This is a genomic window from Mesorhizobium sp. ISC11 (assembly GCF_037162595.1).
Classification (GTDB): domain Bacteria; phylum Pseudomonadota; class Alphaproteobacteria; order Rhizobiales; family Rhizobiaceae; genus Mesorhizobium; species Mesorhizobium ciceri.
Window position 1 is genome coordinate 6,184,655 of the sequence record NZ_JAVSPW010000001.1, and the last position, 17,513, is coordinate 6,202,167.

Annotated in this window: 17 protein-coding genes; 2 read left to right on the forward strand and 15 right to left on the reverse strand. The window is 64.5% G+C overall.

Annotated features, from left to right (window positions below; all coding sequences use genetic code 11):
• Nucleotides 1-132 precede the first annotated feature (132 nt).
• Nucleotides 133-432, forward strand: a complete 300-nt coding sequence (locus RPF88_RS29895; protein WP_063168928.1) for a putative quinol monooxygenase — start codon at nt 133-135, stop codon at nt 430-432.
• Nucleotides 433-563: 131 nt separating this feature from the next.
• Entirely contained in the window at nt 564-2,345 is a 1,782-nt protein-coding gene (locus RPF88_RS29900) for a chloride channel protein (protein WP_063168927.1), read from the forward strand.
• Between the two features lie 22 nt (nt 2,346-2,367).
• Here the strand turns inward: RPF88_RS29900 and RPF88_RS29905 are convergent, their stop codons facing one another.
• The 15 genes from RPF88_RS29905 to fliF form a co-directional block, all read right to left on the reverse strand.
• A complete protein-coding gene (locus RPF88_RS29905; protein ID WP_337123729.1) occupies nt 2,368-4,011 on the reverse strand; it encodes an MFS transporter in 1,644 nt (547 codons plus the stop codon).
• 229 nt (nt 4,012-4,240) lie between these two features.
• Nucleotides 4,241-4,507 carry a flagellar biosynthesis protein FliQ gene (fliQ, locus tag RPF88_RS29910; RefSeq protein ID WP_013529773.1) on the reverse strand — a complete coding sequence of 89 codons (267 nt, stop codon included), beginning with the start codon at nt 4,505-4,507 and terminating at the stop codon, nt 4,241-4,243.
• A 24-nt stretch (nt 4,508-4,531) separates the two neighbouring features.
• Nucleotides 4,532-4,939 carry a flagellar hook assembly protein FlgD gene (gene flgD, locus RPF88_RS29915; protein WP_013529774.1) on the reverse strand — a complete coding sequence of 136 codons (408 nt, stop codon included), beginning with the start codon at nt 4,937-4,939 and terminating at the stop codon, nt 4,532-4,534.
• Nucleotides 4,939-5,382, reverse strand: coding sequence for a flagellar biosynthesis repressor FlbT (flbT, locus tag RPF88_RS29920; protein WP_337123731.1), 444 nt, complete (start codon nt 5,380-5,382; stop codon nt 4,939-4,941). The genes flgD and flbT overlap by 1 nt, the downstream gene beginning before the upstream one ends.
• Nucleotides 5,379-5,726: a flagellar biosynthesis regulator FlaF gene (gene flaF, locus RPF88_RS29925; protein WP_013529776.1), complete on the reverse strand. Its 348-nt coding sequence runs from the start codon at nt 5,724-5,726 to the stop codon at nt 5,379-5,381. The genes flbT and flaF overlap by 4 nt, the downstream gene beginning before the upstream one ends.
• A 31-nt stretch (nt 5,727-5,757) precedes the next feature.
• Nucleotides 5,758-6,801: a flagellar hook-associated family protein gene (locus RPF88_RS29930; RefSeq protein ID WP_337123733.1), complete on the reverse strand. Its 1,044-nt coding sequence runs from the start codon at nt 6,799-6,801 to the stop codon at nt 5,758-5,760.
• A 4-nt stretch (nt 6,802-6,805) separates the two neighbouring features.
• Complete coding sequence (flgK, locus tag RPF88_RS29935; protein ID WP_337123735.1) at nt 6,806-8,260, reverse strand: flagellar hook-associated protein FlgK; 1,455 nt, start codon at nt 8,258-8,260, stop codon at nt 6,806-6,808.
• A 27-nt stretch (nt 8,261-8,287) separates the two neighbouring features.
• On the reverse strand, nt 8,288-9,547 hold the full coding sequence (locus RPF88_RS29940; protein ID WP_337123737.1) for a flagellar hook protein FlgE: 1,260 nt from the start codon (nt 9,545-9,547) through the stop codon (nt 8,288-8,290).
• A 79-nt stretch (nt 9,548-9,626) separates the two neighbouring features.
• On the reverse strand, nt 9,627-10,295 hold the full coding sequence (locus RPF88_RS29945) for a response regulator transcription factor (protein ID WP_013529780.1): 669 nt from the start codon (nt 10,293-10,295) through the stop codon (nt 9,627-9,629).
• A 223-nt stretch (nt 10,296-10,518) separates the two neighbouring features.
• On the reverse strand, nt 10,519-11,106 hold the full coding sequence (locus RPF88_RS29950; protein WP_050580446.1) for a transglycosylase SLT domain-containing protein: 588 nt from the start codon (nt 11,104-11,106) through the stop codon (nt 10,519-10,521).
• Nucleotides 11,036-12,412 carry a flagellar hook-length control protein FliK gene (fliK, locus tag RPF88_RS29955; protein WP_337123742.1) on the reverse strand — a complete coding sequence of 459 codons (1,377 nt, stop codon included), beginning with the start codon at nt 12,410-12,412 and terminating at the stop codon, nt 11,036-11,038. The genes RPF88_RS29950 and fliK overlap by 71 nt, the downstream gene beginning before the upstream one ends.
• Nucleotides 12,409-13,791 carry a chemotaxis protein MotC gene (locus RPF88_RS29960; RefSeq protein ID WP_024502693.1) on the reverse strand — a complete coding sequence of 461 codons (1,383 nt, stop codon included), beginning with the start codon at nt 13,789-13,791 and terminating at the stop codon, nt 12,409-12,411. The genes fliK and RPF88_RS29960 overlap by 4 nt, the downstream gene beginning before the upstream one ends.
• A complete protein-coding gene (locus RPF88_RS29965) occupies nt 13,788-15,125 on the reverse strand; it encodes a MotB family protein (protein WP_013529784.1) in 1,338 nt (445 codons plus the stop codon). Before RPF88_RS29965 ends, RPF88_RS29960 begins: the two co-directional genes overlap by 4 nt.
• Complete coding sequence (locus RPF88_RS29970; protein ID WP_024502692.1) at nt 15,122-15,748, reverse strand: hypothetical protein; 627 nt, start codon at nt 15,746-15,748, stop codon at nt 15,122-15,124. Before RPF88_RS29970 ends, RPF88_RS29965 begins: the two co-directional genes overlap by 4 nt.
• A 3-nt stretch (nt 15,749-15,751) precedes the next feature.
• Nucleotides 15,752-17,398 (reverse strand): flagellar basal-body MS-ring/collar protein FliF, encoded by a 1,647-nt coding sequence (fliF, locus tag RPF88_RS29975; protein ID WP_013529786.1) that lies wholly within the window; start codon nt 17,396-17,398, stop codon nt 15,752-15,754.
• Between the last annotated feature and the right edge of the window lie 115 nt (nt 17,399-17,513).

Consider the following 17,513-nt stretch of genomic DNA (forward strand, 5'->3'; position numbering starts at 1 on the left):
CATAGACTGCCGAGCGCGCGACAGCCCTGTGAGGGTAGTCCGCCAAGCTTGCGCGAGGGTGGGAGACTGGCTAGTTCGAACGATCATGCGCAGGTCGCCGTGTCGGCTAGCCTCGCCAGGAAAGGGAAACCCATGCTTCTGATCATCGGCACCATCCGCTTGCCGCCAAACAAATTTGAGGAAGCCAAGCCCGCAATGGAACGCATGGTTTCAGGCAGCCGCGCGGAGGTCGGCTGCATCCAATATTCCTATGCGCAGGATGTTTTTGATGCCGGGCTCATCCGGGTCACGGAAGTCTGGAGCGACAGGGCAGCGCTCGACGCGCACTTCGCCTCGCCGCACATTGCGGACTGGCGTGCGAGCTGGCCGGCGCTCGGCATAGGCGAGCGCAACCTCGTACTCTATGAAGCCGGCGAGCCCATGCCGACCTGAACGGTCCATCGGCCCGATCGATATCGCGCTGTCGCCAACATGGTGTCTGTCGGCATTGTGGTTGCCATGCCGTGCCGCCGGGCGTATCAGGCTGGCTTTCCACTGCCTTTCGATATCGGCGAGCCGCCCCGGTGCTTTCCAGAAACCACAGCGAAGTTTACGCCCGCCGGCTGCGCGCGGTGCTGATCAGGTCGTTGCCCCTGCTCGAGGCACGCGGCATCGTGGTGGTCATCCTCGCCGGTGTCGTAGGCGTCATGGCTGGCATATTGGTCACGGCGATGAGCCAGATCGTGCAGGACCTGCACGGGCTGCTGTTCGGCGTTCAGCCTGGCGGCCGGCTTTCCGGCATGTTCTCGCTCGCCAATCCGATGCAGGCGCTGATACCGGCGATCGGCGGCATACTGCTGGGGCTGACGGTGGTCTGGCTCCGGATACGGAAATTCCGCACACCGATCGACCCGATCGAAGCCAATGCGCTCTATGGCGGGCGCATGTCGCTGACCGACACCTTCATCATCGCCGGCCAGACGATGATCTCCAGCGGTTTTGGCGCCTCGGTCGGGCTGGAAGCCGGCTACACGCAGGTTGGCTCCGGGCTGGCATCGCGGCTGGCGGGCATCTTCAGGCTGCGCCGCAACGATGTCCGTATCCTGGTCGGCTGTGGTGCGGCCGGCGCCATCGCCGCTGCCTTCGATGCACCGCTGACCGGCGCCTTCTACGGCTTCGAATTGGTCATCGGCATCTACTCGGTCGCCAATGTCGCGCCTGTCATGACCGCCGCGATCTCAGCCTCGCTGACCGCTGAAATGTTCGGCGGGGTGCCTTTCCCGCTCGAGCTTTCGGGTCTGCCGGCGCTCACCGCCAGCCAGTATGTGCCGTTCCTGCTGCTCGGGCTGCTCGGCGGTGCCGCCTCGATCGCCATCATGCATCTAGTGACGCTGATCGAGCGCGGTTTCGCCAGGCTGTCGATCGATGCGTCGCTGCGCCCCGTCATTGGCGGCGTCATCGTTGGCTTGTTGGGGCTGATCACGCCGCAAGTGCTGTCCAGCGGCCATGGCGCGCTGCATCGCGAATTCTCGATGAATTACGGGCTGGCCGTGGTGGCCAGCGTCTTCGTGCTCAAGCTGGCGGCGTCGGCGGTCTCGCTGGGGTCGGGTTTTCGCGGCGGACTGTTCTTTGCCTCGCTGTTCCTCGGCGCGCTGCTCGGCAAGGCGTTCGCGGATGTGATGCTTGTTATTTCTCCGGCAACCGGCATCGACCCTGCCGTCGCCGCCGTCGTCGGCATGACGTCGCTCGCCGTCGGTGTCGTCGGCGGTCCGCTGACGATGACCTTCCTGGCGCTGGAATCGACCCGCGACCTGACGCTGACCGGCGTCGTGCTGGCCGCCTCGATCATGTCGGCCATCCTGGTGCGCGAAACCTTCGGCTACTCGTTCTCGACATGGCGCTTCCATCTGCGCGGCGAGACCATCCGCAGCGCCCACGATGTCGGCTGGATGCGCAGCCTCACAGTCGGCTCGATGATGCGCAAGGACATCAAGACCATCTATGCCTCGACGACGCTGGCAGCCTTCCGCAAGGAGGTGCCGCTCGGCTCTGCCCAGCGCGTCATCGCCGTCGATGCGGGCGACCACTATGTCGGCGTGCTGATCGTGGCCGAACTGCACAGCGATCCGTCCGATGGCGAGGTGCCGGTGCGCGATCTCGCCAAATACAAGGACGCGGTGCTGGTGCCGAGCATGAACGTGCAGGCCGCCGCGGAAACATTCCAGCGGGCGGGCGCCGAAGAACTCGCCGTGGTCGAGGATTTCACCGACCATATCGTGCTGGGCCTGTTGACCGAAGGCCATTTGATGCGGCGCTATGCCGAGGAACTCGACAAGGCGCGCCGGGACCTGTCGGGCGAGGGGTAAGCGGGCAAAAGGGGTTACGGGCTTAATGCTCGATCGGCCCCTTGGCCATCACAAGCGCCGTGCCGGCGGTGGTCGGGCGCTCGATCATGCGTCGTACGCGGGGCGGTTCGTCGCCGCTGTGCAGGGCCCGCACGCGTTCGCCGATGACGGCGTCGGCATGGGTGATGCGTCCATTGTGCCTGATATACTCGATCCAGGTCGGCGTGTGATAATGCTCGATCCATACGGTGGGATTCTCGAGATCGCGCGCCAGCGTCCAGTTGCGGGCGCCGTCACGGCGGCGGATGCGGCCGCGTTCGGCCATGATGGCGAGGAACTCCGGTTCGTCCTCGTGGCGGATCACATACTCGATCATGATGGCGATGGGACCACTGCGCGGCTTCAGGTCAAGCGCCAAATGCGGTTCCTTGAAGCGATTGAGCGGGTCGAGGTTGAGCACCTGCTGTTGCGGCAGCGGGAGCAAAAGACCGATGGCACCGCCGGCCAGCATGGCGATGCTGGCGGCGATCAGCGCGGTTTCGGCGCCATGCGCGTCGGCGACGACGCCCCAGATCCAGCTGCCGAGCGCGATGCCGCCGAAGGTCGCGGTCTGGTAGACCGACAGCACCCGGCCGACCACCCAGCGCGGCGTCGCCATCTGCACCGTGACGTTGAAATGCGAAAGCGCGATCACCCAGCAGGCACCGCCGACAAGCAGGCCGAGCGATGTCTGCCAGGCATGCTGGCTGACGGCGGCATTGAAGGCGCAGACGGCGAAGCCGGCGAACGCACAGCGCACCATCGTCTCGCTGGAGAGCAACTGCCGCAGCCTGACGCTGATCAAGGCGCCGCCGACCGCGCCGATGCCGAAGGCGCCGAGCATGATGCCATAGGTAAGCGCATCGCCCTTGACGACGTCGCGCGCCACCAGAGGCAGCAACGCAAGCACAGCGCCTGCACTGAAGCCGAACGCAGCACCCCTGACCAGCACCTTGCCGATGTTGGGCGACATGGCGACATAGCGCAGGCCGGCGCCCATGGCGGCCCCCAGCGACTCGCGCGGCAAGGTCGATACCGGCACGTTCGGCTTCCAGCGCGCCAGCACGACGATCAGGCCGATATAGCTCACCGCGTTCGCCGCGAAGGCGGCTGCCGCACCGGCGGCGGCGACGATGATGCCGCCGATCGCCGGACCGACGCTGCGCGTCAGGTTAAAGCCCATCGAATTGAGGGCGACGGCCGCCGGCACCTTGTTGCGGGGAACGATATCGCCGACGGAGGCTTGCCATGACGGGCTGTTGAGCGCGGTGCCGCTGTCGATCAGGAAGGTGAAGGCAAGCAGCGTCCATGGCGTGATCAGGCCCGAATAGGTGAACAGGGTCAGAAGCACCGACACCACCAGCATGAAGGTCTGGGCGACCAGCATCACCTTGCGCCGGTCGAAACTGTCGGCGATGGCGCCGGCGACCAACGCAAACAGCATGATCGGCAAGGTGGTCGAAGCCTGGACAAGGGCCACCTGATAGGGCGAGGCGGCGATCGTGGTCATCATCCAGGCGGCGCCGACACCCTGGATCAGGCCACCGAAATTCGAGACGAGACTTGCGCCCCACACGGCGCGGAAAATGCCGTGCCGGAAGGGCGCCAGCGCCGAGACGCTCTCGCTGTCCGGCTTTTCGTCAATCATTTGGGATTCCTGCCATGTCGTGCCTGCCCGTCAGACAATCCGTTTGCGCAGACCGTTTGCCGAAAGTAGGGCATGGCGCCGCAAAGGGCAAAAAAGCTCATGGTCCAACAATGGGATAGAGGCGGTCCAGGCCTTGTCTGCCGTGCGTGCGGAGGCGCCAAGGGGATCGGCGGCGTCTGTCTTCGGACAATTACGAACGGCATGCCGCGGCACGCCTTCCCAAAACAGGTTAGAACCCGTTCTGGATGCGCTCGAAGATGACGTTGGTGAAGGCCGATATCTGGCTGCCGATGAAGGGGCCGGTCAGCGCCACCACCAGCATGATGGCGACGATCTTCGGCACGAAGGTCAAGGTGATTTCCTGCACCTGGGTCAGCGCCTGGATGAGGGCGATGCCGATGCCGACCACCATGGCGACCAGCACCACCGGAGCGGACGCGACGAGCACCGTCCATACCGCGTACTGGACGATGTCGAGAGCGTCGGCCTCATTCATGGGACTGGCTCTCTGTCGAAAGCGTCAGCTTGCCGCCTTGACCGAAACTCCCGGACCGACCGCGACTTCGGTGCCGTTCTGCAGCACGGCGATGAGACCGTTGCTGGCGAGGCGCACCGAAGCCACGGTGCCCGTCGTCAGGCCGTCGGCGGAGGTTATCGAGCGCCCGATCAGTGCGTCGGCCTGTGACAGCGCCGAGGACTGCATGATCTGATTGAGCTTGGTGTTGGTCTGCACCGATTGCTCGACCTGCGAGAAGGTGGCGAGCTGGGCGACATACTGCGTCGAATCCATCGGCTTGGTCGGATCCTGGTTCTTCATCTCGGCGATCAGAAGCTTCAGGAAGGACTGGTAGTCGACTGCTGTCTTCGAGGTGGACGCGGTGGCCTGATTGGCGCCGGTCGGAATCGTCGTCGTCATGTCCACGTTCATCAGTATCCTGCTCCCACAGCCAACGGGCGCTCGGCACCCGAAACATCGTCATTGCCACCCAGCGCGCGGCGTTCGAGCGGATAAAGTGCGCGGATCGCCTTCAGCGCTTCGTAGATATGGTCCTCGCCGACCATGCGGTCGATCTGTTTCAGCGCGCTGCAGATCTGGCCGTCCTCGAAGCTTGCCAGAAGCAGCGGCAGCGAACGACGGAACATCTCGCGTGCGGCGGCGGCGCCGGCCGGGTTCATCAGCATGACCTGCAGGATGAAATAAAGCTGCTTGAGCGGTGTCGAGGCATCTTCGGCCTGGATCACGTGGTTTTCGAGCAGGAACTGGACGTCGTTCATCAATTCGACGGTGACCTTGCGGTCGACCCGGATGACGGCGCCGTTGATATAGATCTTTTCGTTCGGCTTCAGCGATATCTTCAGCGTGTTGGTCATTGAATGCCGTCCCTGATGATCTGGGACACCTCGATCAGCCCTTCGAAATTGTTGGTGCGGCCCTGACGGATGTCCTCCGCCTCGCGCAGCAGCCACAGGCCGATGGAAATGAGGTTGGCGCGCAGTTCCTTTGGCAGGGCGTTGTCGCTGGAGCCAAGATCCTCGACGAAGGCGGTCCAGACGCGGTTGGTGAAGTGAAGCGCCTCTATCGCCTCCATCGAACCGTGGCCGGCCACTGCTGCTGCCGCCAGCATGTCGATCGAGCGGGTCAGAAGCTCGCGCTCGCGGTCCTTCGCGTCGGCAACGGAGTTGCTCTGGATGTCGGCGTAAGAGAATTGGTACATCGTTGGGGCTCTACCGTTCCGTTAAGCGTTGTCAGGTCAGGTAATTCAACAGGCTGAGCTGCTGCAGGCGTGCGGTCAACGCGAAAGACGTTTCGATGTGCTGTGTCAGGTCCGCGACCCGTGTCGCGGCTTCGGCCGGATCGACAGCTTCCAGGTCGAGAATGTGCCGTTCGAGAAGGTCGACCTGCGTTTTCATCCGATCGTTGGCATCGGAAACCCGCTTCTGGACGATGCCGGTCTCGGATTGAAGCTGGCCAATGCCGCTCAGCGCTTCGCCAACCAATGTGGTGGAGCGGCTGACAACCGTATTCTTCGCCGCCTGGCTGATGTTGCTGGACATCAGGCTGCTGACCATGGCTGCCGCCATTGCGAGCTTCTGGATGCCGGCGCTGTTGGCGCTGGTCGACGTCGGTGTGGTTTCGTTGAGTGCGATGCGGCTGACGATCTGCTGGTCGGTGGCGTTCGACCAGTTGCCCTGCCAACCAGCGCCCGTGAACTGCGGGGCGACATCATTGGTGATGAAATCGTCCATCTGGGCAGCCGTGATGTCGGCCGCGAGCGGATCGTCCTGGGTGAAGCCGAAATTGGCGACGAAAGCGGCGTCGAATGCCGCCTTGGCGGGGGAGCCGGCAGCTGTGAAGTCGTTGATTGGCTTGACGTCGGTGTTGGTGCCGGCGAACAGGTATTCGCCATTGACGCTGGTGTTGAGGATCGAGGTCAACTGCTGGATGGTCGCCTTGCCGGAGGATTGGGTGAGGCTGTTGGATGAGTCACTTGAGGAGGCGGTGGTCAGGGCGGACAGGAACGTCTGAGCGGCGGTCGAGAGTTGACCAAGCGAGGTCTGCGTCGAGGAGAGCCGGGCGCCGACCAGGCCGTTGGAATCGATGATGACGTTGAGCCGGTCAAGATCGCGCTGGAAAGTGACGGCCTGGGTGGTGCGCCCGCCGAGAGCCAGGCCGACGTCGGCGACCCTGCCCGTCGAGGATTCTTTCGTGGCTTTGACGAGTTCGGCCTGCATGCGCATCTGCTGGGAGCGCATGGCATTGGAGATTGCGGCCGAGGAGACTGAAGTCATGGAATTATCCCACCGCGTTGAGCAAGGCCGTCATCATGTCGTCGACGGTTTTCATCATCCGGGCCGATGCCTGGTAGGTGTGTTCGAGGTCGAGCAGCAGCGACATTTCCTGGTCGACATTGACCCCGGTCGCGTTGGACAGCGCCTCGGCGCTGCGCGACGCCAGTGCTTCCTTGGCGTCGGAGGCGGTCGAAGCCTGCTGGCGCACGCCCTCGAACCAGCCGATCGAACTGGCGGCGTAGTCGGACACGCTGGACGTTGCCGAAACCCCGGCGGCGGGGTCGAAAGTCATCGGCTGGTCGAGCCGGTCGCCATAGGCAACCAGAAGGGTGGAATAGGATGCGCCACCGCCCGTGTTGGCGACGTAGGCCGCACCGTTGGCTCCGCCGTCGCGCAGCAGCATCGGGTTGCCGCCGGTGCTCGGGTCCATCGCTGCATTGACGCTGATGGACGCGGCAAGGCCGTTGACCAGCGTGCCGGCCGCCGGCACGGCCGGCGCACCAGACCAGGTGAACAGGCCGGCGGCGTTGGCCATCGAGGGTGCGGTCTCGGCAAAGGCTGTGATCAGGCCACGCGCGGTCTCGTCGAGCTGGCTCTGCATGGTCGAGGCGACGCCGTCACGCAATTGCAGCAGGCCGGCAAGCGTGCCGCTGGCGCTGGTGTTGCCACCGGCTCCCGCCGAGATCGGCACATTGTCGATGTAGACGGCATTGCCGGCGGCACCCGCGGTATAGCCTGCCGACGCCGCGAAGGCGACCGTGCGCGGTATCGTCTCGAACAAGGTCGTGCCGTCGCCGGTGGTGATGACCATGTCATTGTCGCCTCGCGTGAAGGTCGACACCGGGACATAGTTCGAAATCTTCTTCAAAAGCGCATCGCGCTGGTCGAGCGCATCGGAAACGTCGGTGCCGGAACGGGTTCCGGACATGACGGCCGTGTTGGCATCCTGGAATTGGCCGAGCAGCGAGTTCAGGTCGTCGACGGCGGTGGCAATCTGACCGTCGGTCTGGGTGCGGAAATCCTGGACTGCCTTGGAGCCCTCATTGAGCGAGCGCACGACCTGTTTGGCGGCGTCGATGACGGAGGCGCCGAGGTTCTGATTCGACGGCGAGGTGGCGTAGAGCTGCAGCGCCTGCTGCAGGTTGGCGATCGCGGTCGAGGGCGAGGACGCATTGTCGACGCCATTGACCGCAACACCCAACTGATCCATGCCGTTGTAGAGAGCGTTCTGGCCGCTCCAGGCTGATAGCGCGGCGAGATTCTGGCGAAACAGAAGCTCGTTGGCTGCGCGCTGGATATCGACCGAGCGCGCACCCGGCGCCGTGCTGGTGACGACGGCCTGGCGCCGCGAATAGTCCGGGTTGGAGGCGTCGGCGACATTGCGCGAGACAACGCTGGTCTGTCGCGCGGTGTTCATAAGCGCCGACTGGGCGATACTCAATGCGGTAGACAGTGACATGCGGGTCTTTCGCGGGCGACGCCCGTCTTATCTCTTCAGGTTGACAAGGACGTCCATCAGATCGGAACCGGTCTGGAAGACTTTCGAATTGGCGGTGTAGCTGCGCTGTGCCGCGATCATGTTGGTCAGTTCTTCGGCGATATCGACGTTGGAATTCTCGAGCGCGCCGGAGATGATGGAGCCGAGCTTGCCTTCATTGGCAAAGCCGACACGAACCGCGCCGGACTCGGTGCCTTGCGAATAGACGTTGCCAGGCAGCGCCTTGAGCTGGTCCGGGCTCTGTACGTCGGCGAGCGGGATCTTGTAGAGCGGCTTGGTCGAGCCGTCCTTGTACTGGGCGTAGATGGTGCCGTCCTTGCTGATCTGAACCTTGTCGATGGTGCTCGGTGCGTTGCCGTTGACCTGGGCGTCGGAAACCGTGAAGCCGGTGCCAAGCTGGGTCAGCGCCGACAGATTGAGATTGAGGGTGGCGCCGTTCGGCACAGTAAATGAAACGTTGGTGGGCGTGCCGGTGAGCTTGCCGGTGGTGGTGTCGAAGGTCAGGTTGGCCGAGCCCAGCAAGCCGCCGGCGGTGTAGGGGAACGATGTTCCAGCGGTGGCCTTCGACTGATCGAAGACCGCCACCTGCCAGGTGCCGGCGCCGGTGTTGGTGAAGTAGACGTCGAGCAGCTTCTTGTTGCCGAGATTGTCGTAGGCGACCATCGAGGATTTCGACGTGTATTGCGCGGTCGCAGCGTTGGCGGCGGGCAGGTTGGCGGTCGCGACAGGTGTCGCACCCGCCGGCAGGTTGCCGGCAAAGCTGCCCTCGGTGCTCGGCGTTGCGGTCATGCCCTGGTCGGAGATGACAACCGGGACCAATCCCTCGAAGCCGTTGACCGTCGCTGCCGGTACGCCGTTCTCGTAACTGTAGGCCATCAGCTGGAAGCCGGCCGAGTTGACCAGCCTGCCCTGACCGTCGGGAACGAAAGCGCCGGCTCGGGTCAGATAGGGGGTGCCGCTCGGATCCTGAACGACAAAGAAGCCATCGCCGCTGACGGCAAGGTCGGAAACCGAGGTCGTGTACTGAAGCACGCCCGGATCGCTGACGGCCTGACGGATCGTCGTGGTGACGCCGCCGGAATTGTAGGCGCCGCCGGTCGACGGCATGACCAGCGTCGAAAATTCGGCGGAGGACCGCTTGTAACCCGTGGTATCTGAATTGGCGATGTTGTCGGCGACCGTCGACAGGCGGTTTGCCTGCGCGTTCATGCCGGAAACGCCGGTCCGCATCATTCCATAGAGGCTCATCGAAACGTCTCCGCTGTGTCCATGCTGCTGGCTGCGAGGCTACGCATGTTTTCTTGCGCGAGGCTGGCGCGGCGCTGCATCAGAAGACGAGCCGGTAGCCGAGGAAACGCTTGGAATCGATCGGGTCGGTGCCCAGCTTCTCGCGCAGCTTCTTGCGCAGTTTGCTGATGTGGCTTTCCACCACGTTCTCCTCGACCTCTTCGTCGAAGATGCCGTAGATGGCGTTGAAGACCTGGGTCTTGGTGACCCGGCGCCCGCGATTGCTCGCCAGATATTCGAGGATGCGGCGCTCGCGGCGTGGCAGGGGGAGGGGCTGACCGTCGATCTCGGGGTCGCGGCCGTCCATGAAGATGCGCATGGCGCCGATCTCGGTGTAGGCGACGTCTTCCTGGGCGCGGCGGCGGATCGCGGTGATGCGGGCCAGGATCTCACGGATATGGACGGGCTTGCGAATGACGTCATCGACGCCGCTCTCGAACAACCGCAGCGTGTTCTCCAGCGAATGCTGTTCGCTCAGCGCAATCACCGGGGCGCCGGTGCGGTCGCGGATCTGGCGCGGAGAGATGGAACCTTCGCGGCAATCGCCGATGAGGAAGGCCCTGACCGAGCGCAGATCGGTGTCGGCGGCCGAATTCACCCACTCACCGAATTCGCCGGATGCAAAGCCTGCACAGGCGATGCCCTCACGATCGAAAAGTGAATTGTATCCCTCTGTTACGAGCTCGCGCTCGTCAACGATCACAATCATCGGCCCCGCCTTCCGAATCAAATCATTTTCCCCGTGAAGAGAGGCCTATCCGCTGGCGAGAATCCTGAACAACCGTCATTTCTTGTAGCTAGTTTCTTGGGAGTCTGGAATCGTATCGGTTGCATTAGCGTGCAGCCAGATACGCATTCGGCGCCAAGTTTTGGCCAGGCCAGAACAACAATTCGGGGTTGTGTGGTAGGTCTATTAGTAATGGGAAATGCGCTTATGGGTTGCAGAATCCGCGGGCGTTCGCGGTCCATTTTCCAAAGCCGGTGGCGACCATGTTGGCAATGACGCGGCAGACATAGATCTTCTGCGCCGGGTCATTGTCGGGGCCGGCATGATAGCGGGCCACGGCCATCGACCAGGTCTCGTGACGGGCATGAAGGCTGGCCAGGAAGCGCGCCGCATAGTCGACGTTCTGACGTGGGTCGAGCATGTCCTCGACGCTGCGAAAATGCGATGCGTGGTAGTGGTGGTTGATCTGCATGCAGCCGAGATCGATCAGGGTCTTGCCCTCGCGCCGGGCATTGGCGAAGGCGGCAAGGGCCTCGGTCCGGCTCCTGGGAAAGACTGCTTTTCCCTCTATATTCAAAGCGTTGGGTTGAAGGCTGCCCTTGTTGCCGGTCTCCGTCAGGCCAACGGCATAAAGGATGCCGGCGGGAACGCCATAGCGGTCGGCGGCGCGCAGGATTTCCGGCTCGCAAGGGTTGGTCGCGGCTGCGGCAGCTGTCACCGTGCTAGATAAAGATATCGCCGCCAGCGCGCTCGCGAGAAGGCGAAGAGCCGCGGCCGTAGTCCTGCGCGTCATCGTTGCGGTTCCCTGAGGATTGCTGGCCCGGTTGCTGGCCGCCGGCTCCACCATTGCCGCCGCCCGAATTCCCCGGTTGAAAGGATGCTGGATCGCGGCCTGTTGCCGCCGCCAACGGAGCGGTTGTATCCGTCCGAGTTGCAGCGGGAACTGCTACCGAAGGTTGCAGTATCGTGACCTTGTCAACCTCGAAGCCGAGCCCTCGCAGCGACTTGACGATGGCCTCGCTGTCGGCCGACAGCCGACGATAGGCATCGTGTGTTTCAGGCTTCAGCTCAATCGAAAGTTGTTCCCCGGAGAGGCGAAGATTGGCCGTCACCATGCCGAGTTCGGCAGGGTGAAGTTCGATCTTCAACACATGTGTCGGAACGGCAACAGAGCTGGCCAGATGGGTGGTCGTGGGTGAGGCTGAAAGCGCCTTTTGCGGCCCGGCGTCGGCGGCTATGGCGTTGATCACATTGAGGGCCGCCTGGCTGATGGGACCCTGCGGCAGCGCGGGGAAGCTCCGTTCCGACACCACGTCGATGCGCGCGGCGGACAGGGACTGTTTTCCCGCTTCGGGACGCATCGAGGACCGCACATCCTCGATGCTCTTCATCGCATTCGTGGTGGGCTTCGACGGCACGCCGGGCACATCGGCAGCCGGCGCGTCCGACAGCTTCTGAGCCGCCGCTGTGACGTCGCGTTTTGGCGCGCTGGAGGCAGCGCTCGGCGACTGACCGTCAAGCGCCGTCAAAGGTCCGTCGACGATCGACGCCTGCTCCGGCTTCGACATGGTTTCGAGTGCTTCGCGTCCGCCCGACGATTTTGAGCGGTAGGTCTTTGGCAGTGCAGCCTGTCCGCCGAGCGCCGGGTCCGACGGATTCTCGCCGGTGGCCGCATTGCCCCCTGCTGCCTTGGCCGCTGTCGAGAAATGCCGCAGGTCATGAAACGCGATCAGCAGCGGCAGGTCGTCCTGAAGCGGCGCGGTATCCGACGCCGTCTGTTCGGCGTCGGCCTTGTGCGCCTTTGCTTCCAATTCGTCCTTGCCGGTTTTCACGCTTGCGCCTTTGGCCGAGGTGGTCCTTCCGGGCTCGGCCGATGCCGGTTCGGCCTTGGCGCCATGCCCGGCGAGGCCGGCAGCGAGCTTGCTCCAGCGCCGGTCGCGCGATCCCGCCTCTGTCGACGCCTGCCGTTCCGGGCGGGCATCGTCGCGCAGCATTTTGCCGAAGCCGGCGTCATCGTTTCTGCCGTTCGCGGCAGGCTGCTCCGACGTCGCGCGCGTGGAGGCAAATCCTGGCAAGGCCGAGCCGAGGCTGGTGGTCATTTAGGGGCGGCTCCAAGCATCTGGTCGATCAGGTCGAGCTGTCGACGTGTTCTGGTCATGGCGGCGTCGGTCGGATCGGCGGGCTCTGGACCGGCGGCGGGCGAAGGTGCCGACGCCGGCACGACGGTCGCAGGCTCGGCGGATGTGGCTGCAACTGCCGCCGTGTCCGGCGCATTGGCGGCCGGTCCGCCGGAGGCCGCGGTGGCGGCGGGTTGCTCCGAGATGGCGCCTTCGACCGGTGGCAAGCCACTGTCATCGGCGTTTTGCGGCGTGGCGATCTCGGGAGCCGGAGGTTGCTCGGCCGCGACAGGGGCAGGCTTTTCCGCCGGAAGGGCGGTGGGCGGCGCGACGACCTCGCCGGCAATGGCCTGAGCGGCGTCGAGCAAGGCGCGGTCGCCCTCCGACAGCCGGCTGCGATCGATCTTGCCGAGCTTGGCACGAATGTCCTCGATTGTGCCCGAGGTGACGGTGGAAAGGCTGGCATAGAGCAGGGCGCGTGGATCGTCCTGATTGGTGTTGCCGTCACGGCCCTGCTCGGCCCGCGCCGAAGCGAAGGCCGAAAGGTCGTTCAGGCCGTCTATCGCGGCACGGCGGGCGATGCGCAGATAGATCACCTTCTCGCGCTCGGGATCCATCATCGAGGTGATGTCGCCCAGCTTGTCCTGGCTGATCGACATGTGCAGCGCGATGACGCCGGAGACAAAGGAGTCCGCGAACTGGCTGGCATAGGGCGAATAGAGGTAGCGCTCGACATACTGGGTGGAAGCAAGGGCGAAACGTGCCGCGTCGCCTTGCGCGACTGCAAGGCCGACCGAACGGCGAAGTGCCGCCTCCTCGACCAGCGTGCCGGGGCTGAGCAATCTTGCCTCGTCGAGCAGACCGAGTGCGGTCGCCGGTTGATCGCCGGCAAGCAGCGAGCCTTTGACCAAAGCGAGGAAGGCGCCGAGATCCGGAGGCAGCGCCATGGGATCGATCGGCCTCAAGGCTTCGATAGCCTTGCCGGGCCGGCCGTTGAGGTACTCAATCACGCCTTTGGCGATTGCAAGGCTTTGCGGGTCCGCCGTAGCGCGCGACGTGGCCGCTTCGACGGTCACCGGGTTGCCGCCGCTCATGCCGTAGACAAGCAGGGCCCGAAAATTCTTGGGATCCTTGTAGTCCTCGGCATTCGCCGCGCGCAGGCGCGCATCCGTCATCTCGAGCAGCTTGGCCTGCATCGGCAGGGCGGCATGATCGCCGGCGGCTATGCGGTCCTGGATGAGCTGCAGCGAGCGCACCAGCTGATACGGCTGCAGGGCCTCCTGGGCGAAACCAGTGGACGGGTGTCCGCCGGCCAGCAGCAACAGGCCAATCAACCGGCGGGTGACGGCCGCTCGCTTCATCCGCCGGTCGCCATCAGGATCTCGATGCGGCGGTTCGCGGCCGCCAATGGATCGGCTGCTATTTTCGGCTGGCGGTCCGCGAAACCGGCGACCTCGGTGATGCGGCGTTCGTCGACGCCGCCGCGCACGAGCATGTAGTACGCGGAATGCGCGCGCGCCGTCGACAGCCGCCAATTGTCGTAGCTGTCGCTGCGGAACGGCCGGGCATCGGTGTGGCCGTTGATGCTGATGGTGCCCTTCTGGCTGTTGACGATGCGGCCGATCTTCTCCATTGCCAGCACCAGTTCGCGTCTTGGCAACGCCGAGCCGACCTCGAACATGCCGAAGTCGAGCTGATCGGTGATCGAGATGACGACGCCCTTGTCGGTGGCTTCGACCGAGACGCCGTCGTGCAGCTTGTCGCCAGGCTTGAAAGCATCGGCCAACTGCCGCTTGACGTCGGCCGCTGCCTTCACGGCAGCAGCGGTTGGCGCCTTCTCCCCGATGTCGGGCTGGACGGCCTTTTGCGCCTCAGGCTCAGCCTTCGCTACCGCGGCCTTGGTGCCGTCCGGTTTCGTCTCGCCGGCCAATGCCGTGGCAGGGTTCGCGGCCTGTTTACTGGTCGCGTCCTTTGCCAGTGGCTCGAGCGGTGCCGCGACAGGCGGCACGGCTTTGACTTTGAGCACCTGCGTTTCGGCGGTCTTGTCGCCGGGCTTGGCCGGATCGCCCTCGATCTTGGTGCGCTGGGCGCTGGCCTCGGCGCCGGGCGCCGCGACCTGCTGCGACCAGAAATCCGGCTCGAAAGGATCGCGGTAGGAGGCGCCACCGGAGGCGCCGGTAGCCGGGCCGGCAGCCTGCACGCCGCCATCGCCTTTCTGGCTGACATTCTGCATGACGCCGGTATCTGTGGCGATTTCCGAAAGCACGGCGTAGGGGTCGGCGAAGAGATGGTCGTCGGAGTGTTCCGCCTGCTGTGGCTCCTGCTTGTCCTGCTTGCGCTCGGACGCGCCCGCGCCGGCATTGCCGTTCTGTCCGGCTTTGCTGGTCGCCTCTTGCGGATCGTCGGCCGTCAGTCCCATGGCGCGCGGGCCGTCGCCGAGATCCTCCAGGCCCTTGCGGCTCGAATTGCGGTCGACCAGCTTGACCGGGTTGAAGTAGCTGGCCACGGCTGCCTTGGTCTGCTCGTTGGCGGCGTTGATCAGCCACATGACCAGGAAGAAGCACATCATGGCCGTCATGAAGTCGGCGAAGGCGATCTTCCAGACGCCGCCATGGTGGGCCTCGTCATGGTCGTCATGACTGCGCCGCACGATGATGATCTCGTGGCGGCCCTGATCGGCGTTGGCGACGCTCATGCCAGGACCTCCGAGAGGGTCGTCGACCATTCGGCCATGCGCGTTTCGAACACCGCCTCGTCGATAGCCACGGTCAGGTCGAAGCCTGGCGCCTCGACAAAATCGAGATTGGCGGCGCGGGGTCCGAGCGATGCCTTCAGTGTTTCGAACATCGAGAGCGGGCCGCGCACGACGATGCGCACAGCCTCGGCGTCGCCAACCGCTTCGCGGACGGCGTCTGCCAACGCATCGATCGAACGTTTCTGCAGATCGTCGCTGACGATGCCGCCGATGATGCGGGCGACCGTGCCGGCGACAAGTCCGGTCACGCGCGCCTCCATCGCATCGATGTGCAACGAGACCGCCTTGCCGACATCGTCGCCAAGGCTTTCGAGAAATATCCTTGCTTCCTCAGCATTGGCCTGGCGTTCGGCTTCGAGCGCGGCGTCATGCGCAGCCGCCAGGCGGCCCTCCAGCGCTGCCTCCGCCTGGGCAACCGCCTCGGCGATCAGCGTGCCGATATCGGCTTGCGGCGCCGGCGTCTCGGGCTTGTGTTCGGGATCGACTGCTGCCCGGGGCTGGCCGGCACGCTGCGCGCGCGTGCCGAAATCAGGCAGAAGGTCGAAGAGGGCTACGGAAGGCATGGTTTACACCGCCACTTCCTGGGAAGCCCATTTGCGCAGGATCTGCGCGGTGCGCTCCTCGTTGAGGTCGACCATCCTGGCAAGCCGGTCCTGCGGCGCCGGCCGGATCTTCTGGCGAAGATCGTCGAGCGGAGTGGGGCCTGGGCGTGTGCCTGGCAAGGCGCCAACCGCGGCATTGTCGGTGGCCGCCATTGCCTCCGGCGTCGGCAGCGAGCGCTGGACGTCGTCGAAGCTGGGACCTGCCAGGGCTGGAGCAGCCTTTGCCGTCAGCGCCGCGGCCATCGGCCTCAGGCCGAAGAAGGCCACCAGGAACACCACGACGATGAAGGCACCTGCATTGATCATCGTGCCGGCATGCTGGCCGATCGAATCGAGCATTCCCGCCTGCGGGATCGCCTCGCCATCCAGGCCATCGATGAACTCGACCGCCGAGACGTCGATGATGTCGCCGCGCTTTTCATCCAGGCCGGTGGCGGATGTAACCATCTTCTGGATCTCGGCGACGCGCTTGGCGATCTGCTCCGGTGTGGCGTCCTTGCCGAGGATGGTCGTCAGCCGCTGCTGGTTGACGACCACGGCAATCGACATCTTGGTGACGGTGTAGCCGTTGGAGACGGTGGCGATCTTCTTGGAATTGATCTCGTAGTTGGTGATCTCTTCCCTGCGGTCGTTCTGCGAGGAGGATTGCGGGCCATCGGTGGCGGTTGCCTGGGTCTCGGGCAGGTTCTGCTCGACGCTGGCCGGAGTGGAAGCCTGCTTCTGGTTGTTGTTCTCGTTGGCGCGCACCGACTGCACCGAGCGCTCGACGCGGGAATTCGGATCGAAGATGGTCTCTTCCGTCTGGCGGGTGTCGGTGTTGACCTCGGCCTTGACGCTGGCGCGGAAATTGTCGGGGCCGAGATAGGCCGTCAGCGCACGGCGGATGTTGTCTCCGATCTGCGCCTCGACGGTCTGCTCGACGCCGAGCGTGCGGGCGGCGCTGGTGTTGGAAGGGTCGTCGCCCGCAGCCAGCAGATTGCCGCTGGAATCGAGCACCGTCACCTTGTCGGCCGACAGGCCGGGGACGGCGGCGGCGACGAGATGGCGGATCGACATGGCGCTCTTTTCGGCGTCGATGCCGGCGTAGCGGATGACCACGGAGGCGGAAGGCTGCTGCTCGTCACGGCGGAAATTGGCGCGTTCGGACATGACGATGTGGACCCGCGCCGCCTTGATGCCCGATATCGACTGGATGGTGCGGGCGATCTCACCTTCCAGCGCGCGCACGCGGGTGATCTGCTGCATGAACGAGGTGAGGCCGAGCGAGCCGACATTGTCGAACAGTTCGTAGCCGGCATTGGCGCTGGTCGGCAGGCCCTTTTCGGCGAGCAGCATGCGGGCCTGGGCGGTGGTGCCGGCCGGCACCAGAACCGAGGTTCCGTCGGCGCCGACATCGAAGCCGATGCCGGCTTCGCCGAGCACCAGGCCGATCTGGTTCACGTCGGCGCGGTCGAGTCCGACATAGAGCGTGTCGTAGGCGGGGCGGTTGAGATAGACCGAGGCGATGCCGATGACGCCCATCACCAGAACGGCGATGCCCGCCAGCATGGCGAGGCGCTTCACGCCAAACCCGCGGAGATTCGAGATGATGCTCTGGATCTGTTCCGGCACGGTTCAACGACTCCCAGCATGATTGTCCGCCGGAACTCTAGTCTTCGAAGCTTGTGCGAAAATGAAATCGGGCCGCGCTTGCGGCGCGGCCCGTCAATCGGAGTGCGAAAAGGAG